Raw genomic sequence first — 10,681 nt, 5'->3', positions numbered from 1 at the left:
CGGGCGGTCGCAACGGCGCCGACCCGGGCCGGGGTCTCCCCGCGTGGTCGGCCCGGCGGCGGCCGGGTGCTCCGGTTTCGGCTCCCCGTGATTTCGACGAATCCGGGCCGGGCGGCCACGAGGACGAGCCGGCCGAGGATCGGTCGCCGGGATGGTCGCTGGCCGCTTCCGAGCAGCCGCTGCTGTCCGGGCAGACCGTTGCCGGAGATCTGCTGCGCGACGCCGGAGCCCGTGAGGAGCGACGCGAAGCCGCGGCGCGCCGGGATCGCGGGCCGCGCCGCGGGGTCATCGATCTGCTCGATCCGGCCGAGGCGCGCACCGAGTTCTACGCACCGGTCGAACTCGACGAGCCCGAGGACGACTACGACGACGATCTGCTCGACGACGAGGAGATCGAGGCCACCCCGCGCCGTCGCCGGGCCGCGCCGCGTGGATTCTCGGCGCGCGGATTCTCGCTGCGCGACAAACTGCCGCAGCTGAGCCGGCCGGCTCCGCGCCGTGGATCGGTCGAGGACCTGAATCGCCGGCAGTGGATCTTCCTGGGCGGCCAGGCCGTCGGTGCGGCGGTCGCGGGAATGTTGCTGTTCAAGGGCTTCGAGCAGATGTGGGACATCATGCCGTTCGTGGCCCTGGTGCTGGCGATGGTCGTGATCCTCGGTCTGGTCGCGCTGGTTCGGGTGCTGCGCCGCACCGACGACATCCTCAGCACGGTGATCGCGGTCGTTGTGGGCATCTTCGTGACGCTCGGACCGCTAGCCTTTCTTCTCAGCACGAACTGAGCAGGGAGCAGCAAGTGGGGTACAGCGGTCAGGTGGGGACCACCGTTCAGGTGGGATTGTCGACGGCGTCGGTCTATCCGGAGAACACCGAGGCGGCGTTCCGGTACGCCGCCGACTTGGGTTACGACGGCGTGGAATTGATGGTCTGGGCCGAACCGGCCAGCCAGAACATCGCCACCGTGCAGTCGTATGTGCGCCGGTACTCGGTGCCCGTGCTGGCGGTGCACGCGCCCTGTCTGCTCATTTCGCAGCGGGTGTGGGGCGCCGACCCGGTGGCCAAGCTCGAACGCAGTGTGCGGGCCGCGGAGGCGCTGGGGGCGGCGACCGTGGTGGTGCATCCGCCGTTCCGCTGGCAGCGGCGCTATGCGGAGGGCTTCGCGCAGCAGGTGGGCGAACTCGAGGACAGCAGTCCGGTCGTGGTCGCGGTGGAGAACATGTTCCCCATGCGCGCCGACACGCTGTTCGGGCGCCGCTCCGGCTCGGCGCGCCGGCTGGAACGCCGTGGCGGACCGGGACTTTCCGTCACCGCGTTCAGTCCGTCCTACGATCCGACCGACACCGGCTTCCGGCACTACACGCTGGATCTGTCGCACACCGCGACCGCCGGAATGGACGCCCTGACATTGGCCGACCGCATGGGCAGCGGTCTGGCGCATTTGCACCTGGCCGACGGGCGCGGCGCCGCACACGACGAACACCTGATCCCCGGCGAGGGTGCACAGCCCTGTGTGGAAGTGTGTGAAGCATTGGTGCGCAACGGTTTCCATGGGCATGCCGTGATCGAGGTGAACACCCAGAACGCACGGACCACCGCCGACCGCGCGGCGATGCTGGGGCGGTCGCTGCGGTTCGCCCGCACCCATCTGAACAATCTGCAGCCGGCGCCCGGGCGGGAACCGACCCGGCAGCGGTGATCGGCCCCGCCAGGTACAGCCCGGCCCGTACAGCTTCGTCACACCCGGTAGGGAATCGAGCGACCTTCCGGCAGACTTATACGGTGTACGAGCCGGGTCGGAACCGGCTGGGCCCACGGAGAGGAGCGGGCGGGTGACGGAACTGGCGGTCGAGACGGTACGACCGGAGGTGGACGACGCACCGTTCAGCCGGGTGTGCGCGGTGACCGAGGTGGAGGCTTCCGCGGAACTCGCGCGCTATCGCGGCGTCATCGATCCGGTGTGGACGATCGGCAAGAAACTGCACGGCGGCACCATGATCGCCTCGTCGGCGGCCGCCGCCACCACCCGGTTGCGCACCACGCACCCCGATCTGGCCGAGATGTTCCCGATCGCGGCGAGCACCGATTTCCTCGGCGCCCCCGATCCCGGCGAGGTGGAGTACGAGGTCCGTATCCGCAAGACCGGCCGCCAGATCTGCCTGGTCGACGCCGATCTGGTCCAGGGTGGGCGCACGCTGGTGCATTCGGCGTTCACCTTCGGTCACCTCGACGACGCCGAACCGGCCTACCGGCGCGAGACCGTGGCGGATATGCCGCCGGAGCCGCCGGCCGACGCCCTGGGATACGACGCGCCGGATTCTCCGATGGGCCGGTTGGTGAACGTCGCACGGGGCGCGTCGGTGGCGATCGATCCGTCCTGGGCGCGGTTCCTGTCCGGCGAGCAGGGCGAGCCGCGGCTGCGGCTGTGGATCCGTCCACGCGCCGGGGACGGCAGCGATCCGGATGTCGCCGCCTATTTCGCCATGATGGCAGGCGATATGAGCCCGCCGGTGCCGATGAATATGGGCCGGTTCGGCTGGGCTCCGACCGTGCAGCTCACCACCTACCTGCGGCGGCGGCCCGCGCCGGGGTGGCTGCGGGTCATCGCGACCGCCCACGAGATCGGTGAGCGCATGTTCGACGAGGATCAGCTGGTGCTCGACAGCACGGGCGCGGTGGTGGCGCAGACCCGCCAGCTCGCGCTGATTCCCCTGCCGCGCTGATTCGCTGCCTCGCAGGCTTCCTGATCGCCCCTGCCCCGCATCGCTCGCCACGCACGGATAGCCTTGGGCCTCATGACGAGAATTGCGGTGATCGGTGGCGGACGGATCGGCGAGGCGTTGATTGCCGGGCTGCTCGAGGCCGGGCGACCGGGTAAGGATCTGGTCGTGGTCGAGACGGTGACGGCACGCGCGCAGGTGTTGAGCGAGCGGTTCGGCATCCGGGTCACCGACAGTCTGGCCGAGGCCGCGGCGGGCGCGGATGTGCTGGTGGTCGCGGTGAAGCCGCACGATGTCGACGCCGTGCTGACCGAACTCGGCAAACTCGAACTCGACAACGACCGCGATCAGATCCTGGTGTCGCTCGCGGCCGGCGTGACCACCGCCCGGGTGGAGTCGAAGTTGCCCGCCGGATTCCCGGTGGTGCGGGTCATGCCGAACACTCCGATGCTGGTCGGCCAGGGTATGAGCGCGATCGCGGCCGGCCGTCACGCCAAATCGGCCGAGCTGGATACGGTCTCGGAACTGCTGGGCGCGGTCGGCCGGGTCGTCACCGTCGCCGAGAGCCAGATGGACGCGGTGACCGCGGTGTCCGGCTCCGGGCCCGCGTACTTCTTCCTGGTGGTCGAGGCCATGGTGGAGGCCGGTGTCGGCCTCGGGCTGACCCGGGACGTGGCCACCGAACTGGTGGTGCAGACCATGCTCGGCTCGGCGGCGCTGCTGGAGGAATCCGGCCAGGATGCCGCGGAGTTGCGTGCCGCCGTGACCTCGCCGGCGGGGACGACCGCGGCGGCCGTGCGCGAGCTCGAGCGCGGCGGCGTGCGTTCGGCATTCTGGGAGGCGTTGCACGCGGCCAAGCGCCGCTCGGTCGAACAGGGAGCGACCGGCGAGTAACCGCGCGGTGGCCGCCGGGTGTGACGTGACATCCGCTGGTGACACTGCTATTTCTCCCACCCGTCGCAGCAATCCCACTGGTCACGCTAAGCTCGAGGGAGCACGTGCGTGTCTGTTCCGCCGGTGGGGAAGCCGGCGGCGCGGACGTGCCGGAGGTCAGTGGCGCAATGATGTCTGGAAACAGCTCTGCGAGTTCCGGTCCTGTCATCGGCGGTGGAGGAACACAGTTCCTCACCGTTGCCGAGGTGGCGAATCTGATGCGGGTTTCCAAGATGACGGTGTATCGGCTGGTTCACTCGGGAGAACTACCCGCTGTCAGAGTCGGTCGATCGTTCCGGGTACACGCCAAGGCGGTACACGACTACCTGCAGACGTCGTACTTCGACGCCGGGTAGCGACGTGGGAACGCCGGTCGGCGGTGTCGGCGACCGGGCACATCGGTGCCCGTTTCGTTCGCCGTGGGTTGGCCCGGTACGATGAACCACCGTTGTGTTACCCGCTGCCGATCTGGGTCAGGTCGGGAGCTGAACACTGGTTGCCAGGCGGCCGCCGAGCGAACCGGAAGATGGGCGTACGTAACCGGCGTGCGTGCCGAGGGTAGAGAGAGAACGCGAGGAACAACCCTATGGGTTCTGTGATCAAGAAGCGCCGTAAGCGGATGTCGAAGAAGAAGCACCGCAAGCTGCTTCGCCGTACGCGCGTGCAGCGTCGCAAACTCGGCAAGTAAGTCTTACACGCTGGAAATTAGCTGAAAGCCCGCCACCGTTTCAGGTGGCGGGCTTCAGCATTTGTTTCCGGTGACTGAAGTCATCGTTAGATCCTGGTAAATACTGTCGGCCACCTCCGTAACAGCCGCTACTCTGGTTGACGGAACTAGCCAAAGCAGGGGTGCACAGGTGGGATTCGGCGTGGGTTCAGATATGCGGGACGGGCGTACGGCTGGCCGCAATGACCAGCCGCCCACAGTTGTCCTCGTCACCGGCGCGAGCCGCTTCTTCGGCGGCAATGTCGTCACTCGGCTGGCGGCCGATCCCACGATCGAACGCGTCATCGCCGTCGATGCCCGGTTGCCCAGCCGCGATCTGCTGCGCCGGATGGGTCGCGCCGAGTTCGTCCGCGCCGATATCCGAAATCCGTTGATCCGCAAGGTGATCGACGGAAACAACGTCGACACCGTGGTGCACCCCTCCGTGCTCTCCCGCCCGCCCGCCGGCGGCGGCCGCGCGGCGATGAAGGATTACAACGTCTTCGGCGCCATGCAGCTGATGGCGGTCTGTCAGAAGGCGCCCAGCGTGCGCCGCGTCGTGCTCCGGTCCTCCTCGGCGGTGTACGGTTGTGGTCCTAAGGATCCGGCGAAATTCACCGAGGAAATGAGCGCGCGCACACCACCGAAGGGCTGGTTCGCGCGCGACATGATCGAGGTCGAGGGATTCGTCCGCGGAATGGCGCGCCGGCGTCCGGATATCGCCGCGGCAATCCTTCGATTTCCACCGATTGTGGGGCCGCGCCTGGCGGGCCGGGGTGTGCAGTATTTTCGCTCCCCGATCACGCCGACGATCTTCGGTCGCGACCCCCGTATGCAGCTGTTGCACGAAGAGGACGCGATCGCGGCGCTGGCGCATGCGGCGCATTCCGCACCGGGCGGCACGTTCAACGTCGCCGGGGACGGGTCGCTGGCGTTGTCGCAGGCCATCCGTCGCGCGGGTCGCGTCGAACTACCGGTGCCGATGAGTATTTTCCAGACGGTCGGCCGGTCGTTCATGGGCCCGGTGATGCGTGAGTTCACCACCGAGCAGATCGATTACTTCCACTTCGGCTGTGGATTGGACACCACGAGAATGCGTACCGAACTCGGCTTCGCACCGCGCTGGACGACGGTGCAGGCGTTCGACGACTTCATCGGGGGCGCAGCGTTGCGGCCCGTCATCGATCCGCGCTGGATCGACGCTGCAGAAAACAGACTCCTCGGCCTCGTCGGGGCCGGGACGGGAGCACATCGATGAACGACGTGGCCAAAGTCATTCACCTGCACGAGACGGATTTCGAGGCCCGGCAGCGCCCGGCATCGCGGCGCTGGCCCGGCGAGTCGGCCCTGCAGCCGGTGACCTCGTTGACCGAGCGGCTGGCCGAATCGGCGCCGCCGCGCTCGCTGGGTGATCTGGTGCGGGGCGCGGTGGCGGACGGTATTCGCAATACCGCCGATTTCGCCCGCCGCCGCCTCACCGGGGACTATCAGGTCGACGAGTTCGGGCGCGACGAACATCTGCTCCAATCGGTCATCCTGCCGACACTGCGACCGCTGTCGGATCTGTGGTTCCGGGTGGACGTCAACGGCATCGAGAACATTCCGTCCTCCGGTGGTGCGCTGGTCGTCTCCAACCACGCCGGCGTGGTGGCACTGGACGCGCTGATGCTGCAGTTGGCGGTGCACGATCGGCATCCCGCCCATCGGTCGCTGCGATTGCTGGCCGCCGATCTGGTGTTCGAGATGCCGGTGGTCGGCGGGCTGGCCCGCAAGGCCGGCCACACCCTCGCCTGCCCGGCCGACGCCGAACGGCTGCTGCGCTCGGGCGAGGTCGCGGGGGTGTTCCCCGAGGGTTTCAAGGGCATCGGCAAGCCGTATGCGGAGCGCTACAAGTTGCAGCGCTTCGGCCGCGGCGGATTCGTTTCGGCGGCGGTGAAAACCGGTGTGCCGATCATTCCGTGCTCGATCGTCGGGTCCGAGGAGATCTATCCGAAACTCGCCGATATCAAGCCGTTGGCGCGGCTGCTCGGTTTGCCGTATTTCCCGGTGACGCCGACATTTCCGCATCTGGGACCGCTGGGTGCGATTCCGTTGCCGTCGAAGTGGACCATCGAATTCGGCAAGCCCATCGCGACCGAGGATTACGCGGCCGAGGCGGCCGACGATCCGATGACGATGTTCGAGGTCACCGATCAGGTCCGCGAAACCATTCAGCAGACGCTGTACAAGCTGCTCACCAAGCGGCGCAACCCCTTCACCGGCTGACCGAAGCCGAGCCGAAGAGACCGAGCCTCCTCGCTGCGGCGAGGAGGCTCAGCCGTGTTGTTCGCGCTTGCGGGTGAGCACGGCGGCCGCCGCGCCACCGGCCGCACCCAGCGCCAATGCGGTGGGCACGCCGATCTTGGCGGCCTTGCGGCCGGTGCGGAAATCGCGAATCTCCCAGCCGCGGTTCTTGGCGACCTCGCGCAGGTCCGAATCCGGGTTGATCGCCACCGCGGTACCGGCCAGCGAGAGCATCGGCACGTCGTTGTGGCTGTCGGAATAGGCCGTGCAGCGTTTGAGATTGAGACCCTCGCGAATGGCCAGGGTGCGCACCGCATGCGCTTTACCGAGGCCGTGCAGAATATCGCCGACCAGCCGTCCGGTGAAGACGCCGTCCACACTTTCGGCGACCGTGCCCAGTGCGCCGGTCAGCCCGAGGCGTTTCGCGATGACCTGTGCGAGTTCCACCGGCGTCGCGGTGACCAGCCACACCTGCTGCCCGGCGTCCAGATGCATTTGCGCCAGCGCGCGGGTGCCGGGCCAGATCTTGTCGGCGATGATTTCGTCGTAGATTTCCTCGCCGAGTGCGGCGAGTTCGGCGGTCGAGCGGCCGGCGATGAATGACAGCGCTTTTTCCTTGCCGCTGGCCATATCGCCCTGGCTTTCCTTGCCGGTGACCCGGAATTTCACCTGCTTCCAGGCCATATCGACGAGGTCGGAAGTCTTGAAATATTTCCGCGCCGCCAGGCCGCGCGCGAAGTGCACGATCGAGGCGCCCTGCACCATCGTGTTGTCCACGTCGAAAAATGCCGCCGCGGTCAGGTCGCGGGGCGGGCGCGCATGCGGCGGTAATTCCGAATCGGATTCGGCGCCAAAGGTTTCGGCCAATTCCGCGTCGTGCAGTGCGAGGGCGGCGTCGGCGCTGGCCTCACCGGCGAGGTTGGCGCGCACCTCCTCCTCACTGGGCCCGAACGGGCTGCGCGCGATCCGTGTGAGCTGGTCCGACAGACCCTGCCCCCAGCGCGCCGGGAATTCGCCGAACCTGCCCGCGATGAAGCCCGTCCTCGCATCTTTCGATCGTTCCGGCACCAGTACCTCCGCCTGTTCGCGCGAACACTCCAACATTAGCCGAGCACAGCGTTGTCTCGATGGCTGCTCGGCGATGTGTGCTCAGTGACTCAGATCGGCCCGCAATCGCGGTTCGTCGACGTCGAAGTAGCTGTGTTCCCGGCCGTCGAGCAGCACCACCGGCAGCCGGTCGCCGAACTCGGCCCGCAGCGACGGGTCGGTGGCCGCCGCCGCGTCCACATCGACGGTCGCCGGTTCCAGCCCGAAGTCCGCGCAGATGGCGCGCAGTTGCGTCAGTGCGACCGTGCACATACCGCAGCCCTCGCGGGTCAGCAAAGTCACCGAATGCGTGGCAGTACTCATATCGCCATTAAATGCCACGGTGCCGACAGACCTGCGATTAGCCGCGAATCGCCGGATTCGCGAGACGAAATCGCCGGTCCGGCGTGCCTGCACCGAAGCCCGTGCCACGGCGGTTGAATGTGAGCAGGCATTCGTGAAGCCGGCGAGTGGAGAGTGACTGAATTCACCGACTTTGTGCAGGGCTTCACAAGCGGTTACGGTGGTGACACGCGACCCGCCTGCTTCTGGCGGCGGACGCAACCGCACCCCGTGTATCAATACCGATCCGATACCGATGCCTGTGCCCGGTATCGGCGGCGGACCAAGCGAAACCCGGACACTACCCCCCGGCCGGACGAGGAGCCGAACGACGTGACAGAGCAGCATGAGACGCCAGGTGGCGTCTCCGGCAGAGCTCTGAACAGCGTTTCCGGCAAATCCATCAACAAGGACATCCCGCAGGCGACGGTGACCCGCTTGGCCACCTACCTCCGAGTGCTCGCCGTCCTGGCCGACGAGGGTGTGCTCATCGTATCGAGTGAAGAACTGGCTGTCGCGGCGGGTGTCGGTTCGGCGAAGCTTCGCAAGGATCTATCCTTCCTCGGCCCCAACGGGGTTCGCGGCGTCGGCTACGACGTGGCCAAGTTGCGCAACCGCATCGAGGACGTTCTCGGCCTGGCCGACGGCCATCGCGTGATCCTGGTCGGCGCCGGAAATCTGGGCCGGGCCCTGGCCGGTTACGGCGGATTCTCGCGGCGCGGTTTCACCATGGTCGGCATCTTCGACAGCGATCCCGCGGTGATCGGCGCCTCGGTCGCCGGGCTGCGGGTGCTCGACACCGCCCGGCTGCGGGCCGCGGTCGCCGAACTCGCCCCCACGATCGCCGTCGTCACCGTTCCCGATGCCGCGGCCCAGGGCGTCTGCGACGAACTCGTCGCCGCCGGGGTGCAGTGCATTCTCAGCTTCTCGCCGGTGAACCTCGCGGTTCCGGCCACCGTGGAGGTCCGCCGCGTCGACCTCGCCGTCGAACTGCAGATGCTGTCGTTCGAGCGTGCTCGCAGCGCGGAACTCGAGGCCGCCGAGTCGGCGGCGACCGAGCGCGTCGCCGCGGGGGAGACCGTGCACGCGGTGTCCACCCCGATCGGGCGGCGGATGGCCGGACGCGCGGCCCACCAGCCCGCACCCCGCAAGACAACCTCGCATTCGGCAACGGAGCCAACCAGCAAGGGATCGGTGGTCGCACCATGAGCGTGCTTCTCGTCGGAATTTCGCATCGCAGCGCTCCCGTCGCGGTGCTGGAGAAGGTCGCGGTCACCGAGGAGGACCGGCCCAAGCTGACCGATCGCATGCTGGCCTCCCAGCACATCTCCGAGGCGATGATCGTCTCCACCTGCAACCGCGTCGAGATCTACGCCGTGGTCGACGCCTTCCACGGCGGGCTCGCCGAGGTCGGCGACCTGCTGGCCAAGCATTCCGATCTGCCGCTGCCCGAACTGACCAAACACGCCTACGTGCGCTACAGCGAGGCGGCGGCCGAACATCTGTTCGCGGTGGCCAGCGGCCTGGATTCGATGGTCGTCGGCGAGCAGCAGGTGCTCAGCCAGATCCGTTCGGCCTACGCCGCCGCCGATGCCCAGCAGGCCGCCGGGCGCACCCTGCACGAATTGGCCCAGCACGCGCTGCGGGTCGGCAAGCGGGTGCATTCGGAGACCGGGATCGACCGCGCGGGCGCCTCGGTGGTGTCGGTCGCACTGGATCGCGCCGCGAACGTGCTCGGTGATCTGGCCGGGCGCACCGCGGTCGTGGTCGGTGCGGGCGCGATGGGCGGGCTGTCGGTGGCCCATCTGGCACGGGCCGGTATCGGCAGAATCATCGTGGTCAACCGCACGCTCGAGCGTGCCCAGCGGCTGGCCCACACCGCGACCACCATGCACGGCGCACCGGCGACCGCGATGGAGCTGTCCAACCTGGTGAACGCCATGGCCGATGCCGACATCGTGATCACCAGCACCGGCGCGGTCGGTTCGGTGGTGAGCCTGGCCGACGCCCACCGCGCACTCAACGTCTCCCGCGCCGGACATCAGATGGTGATCTGCGACCTGGGACTGCCGCGCGATGTGGATCCCGCGGTGGCCGGACTGCCCGATGTCACCGTCATCGACATGGAGACGCTGCAGCGCGATCCGGCGGCGGGTGCGGCGGCCGACGACACCAGCGCCGCCCGCGCCCTGGTCGCCGAGGAGCTCGCCAAATATCTGTCCGGCCAGCGGATGGCCGAGGTGACCCCGACCGTCGCGGCACTGCGCCAGCGCGCGGCCGAGGTGGTCGAGGCGGAACTCATGCGGCTGGAATCCAAACTGCCCGATCTCGGTGATCCGCAGCGCGAAGAGGTGGCCCGCACGGTGCGCCGGGTGGTCGACAAATTGCTGCACGCGCCCACGGTCCGGGTCAAGCAGCTGGCCTCGGTGCCCGGCGGCGGCAGCTACGCCGAGGCGCTGCGCGAATTGTTCGAATTGAAACCCGGTGCGGCACAAGCTGTTGCGGCGCCGATGGAAATCGCCACCCTCGGCGGCGAACTGGCCGACGACTTCACCACGAGCCATCTCGGAGACGAACAGGGGCATCCGCAGTGAGCGCTGATACGGCCACCGCATTC

At 68.0% G+C, this 10,681-nt stretch carries 12 protein-coding genes; 10 read left to right on the top strand and 2 right to left on the bottom strand.

Annotated features, from left to right (window positions below; genetic code table 11):
- The 8 genes from NK1_RS35835 to NK1_RS25455 form a co-directional block, all read left to right on the top strand.
- The coding region (locus NK1_RS35835; protein WP_501193605.1) for an Rv0497 family membrane protein at window positions 1-779 on the top strand (779 nt) is incomplete at its 5' end.
- Window positions 780-829: 50 nt separating this feature from the next.
- Window positions 830-1,693: a sugar phosphate isomerase/epimerase family protein gene (locus tag NK1_RS25480; RefSeq protein ID WP_063012645.1), complete on the top strand. Its 864-nt coding sequence runs from the start codon at window positions 830-832 to the stop codon at window positions 1,691-1,693.
- A 193-nt stretch (window positions 1,694-1,886) separates the two neighbouring features.
- Entirely contained in the window at window positions 1,887-2,717 is an 831-nt protein-coding gene (locus tag NK1_RS25475) for a thioesterase family protein (protein ID WP_063012643.1), read from the top strand.
- Window positions 2,718-2,789: 72 nt separating this feature from the next.
- The gene (gene proC, locus NK1_RS25470) at window positions 2,790-3,608 is read left to right on the top strand and encodes a pyrroline-5-carboxylate reductase (protein WP_036506000.1); all 819 of its coding nucleotides are present in this window, start codon (window positions 2,790-2,792) and stop codon (window positions 3,606-3,608) included.
- A 167-nt stretch (window positions 3,609-3,775) separates the two neighbouring features.
- Entirely contained in the window at window positions 3,776-4,003 is a 228-nt protein-coding gene (locus tag NK1_RS25465) for a helix-turn-helix domain-containing protein (protein ID WP_030516190.1), read from the top strand.
- Window positions 4,004-4,233: 230 nt separating this feature from the next.
- Window positions 4,234-4,335: a 30S ribosomal protein bS22 gene (locus tag NK1_RS33995; RefSeq protein ID WP_003402602.1), complete on the top strand. Its 102-nt coding sequence runs from the start codon at window positions 4,234-4,236 to the stop codon at window positions 4,333-4,335.
- Between the two features lie 193 nt (window positions 4,336-4,528).
- The gene (locus NK1_RS25460; RefSeq protein ID WP_063012612.1) at window positions 4,529-5,611 is read left to right on the top strand and encodes an NAD-dependent epimerase/dehydratase family protein; all 1,083 of its coding nucleotides are present in this window, start codon (window positions 4,529-4,531) and stop codon (window positions 5,609-5,611) included.
- Complete coding sequence (locus tag NK1_RS25455) at window positions 5,608-6,618, top strand: lysophospholipid acyltransferase family protein (protein ID WP_063012611.1); 1,011 nt, start codon at window positions 5,608-5,610, stop codon at window positions 6,616-6,618. The genes NK1_RS25460 and NK1_RS25455 overlap by 4 nt, the downstream gene beginning before the upstream one ends.
- Before the next feature lie 48 nt (window positions 6,619-6,666).
- Here the strand turns inward: NK1_RS25455 and NK1_RS25450 are convergent, their stop codons facing one another.
- Window positions 6,667-7,704, bottom strand: coding sequence for an HAD family hydrolase (locus NK1_RS25450; protein ID WP_369974802.1), 1,038 nt, complete (start codon window positions 7,702-7,704; stop codon window positions 6,667-6,669).
- Between the two features lie 81 nt (window positions 7,705-7,785).
- Window positions 7,786-8,046, bottom strand: coding sequence for a glutaredoxin family protein (locus NK1_RS25445; protein ID WP_063012610.1), 261 nt, complete (start codon window positions 8,044-8,046; stop codon window positions 7,786-7,788).
- Window positions 8,047-8,397: 351 nt separating this feature from the next.
- Between NK1_RS25445 and NK1_RS25440 the strand changes: the two genes are divergently transcribed.
- Together NK1_RS25440 and NK1_RS25435 are read left to right on the top strand one after the other, a co-directional pair.
- The gene (locus NK1_RS25440) at window positions 8,398-9,273 is read left to right on the top strand and encodes a redox-sensing transcriptional repressor Rex (protein WP_063012641.1); all 876 of its coding nucleotides are present in this window, start codon (window positions 8,398-8,400) and stop codon (window positions 9,271-9,273) included.
- Window positions 9,270-10,658 (top strand): glutamyl-tRNA reductase, encoded by a 1,389-nt coding sequence (locus NK1_RS25435; protein ID WP_063012608.1) that lies wholly within the window; start codon window positions 9,270-9,272, stop codon window positions 10,656-10,658. Before NK1_RS25440 ends, NK1_RS25435 begins: the two co-directional genes overlap by 4 nt.
- Window positions 10,659-10,681 lie beyond the last annotated feature (23 nt).

It is taken from the genome of Nocardia kruczakiae NBRC 101016 (genome assembly GCF_001612965.1).
Taxonomy (GTDB): domain Bacteria; phylum Actinomycetota; class Actinomycetes; order Mycobacteriales; family Mycobacteriaceae; genus Nocardia; species Nocardia kruczakiae.
This window is presented reverse-complemented; position numbering and strand designations above follow the sequence as displayed.

Bases quoted from the DNA above. Each gene is read 5' to 3' on its own strand.
- proC (WP_036506000.1), top strand. From the start codon at position 2,790: ATGACGAGAATTGCGGTGATCGGTGGCGGACGGATCGGCGAGGCGTTG.
- NK1_RS25465 (WP_030516190.1), top strand. From the start codon at position 3,776: ATGATGTCTGGAAACAGCTCTGCGAGTTCCGGTCCTGTCATCGGCGGT.
- NK1_RS33995 (WP_003402602.1), top strand. From the start codon at position 4,234: ATGGGTTCTGTGATCAAGAAGCGCCGTAAGCGGATGTCGAAGAAGAAG.
- NK1_RS25460 (WP_063012612.1), top strand. From the start codon at position 4,529: ATGCGGGACGGGCGTACGGCTGGCCGCAATGACCAGCCGCCCACAGTT.
- NK1_RS25455 (WP_063012611.1), top strand. From the start codon at position 5,608: ATGAACGACGTGGCCAAAGTCATTCACCTGCACGAGACGGATTTCGAG.
- NK1_RS25445 (WP_063012610.1), bottom strand. From the start codon at position 8,046: ATGAGTACTGCCACGCATTCGGTGACTTTGCTGACCCGCGAGGGCTGC.
- NK1_RS25435 (WP_063012608.1), top strand. From the start codon at position 9,270: ATGAGCGTGCTTCTCGTCGGAATTTCGCATCGCAGCGCTCCCGTCGCG.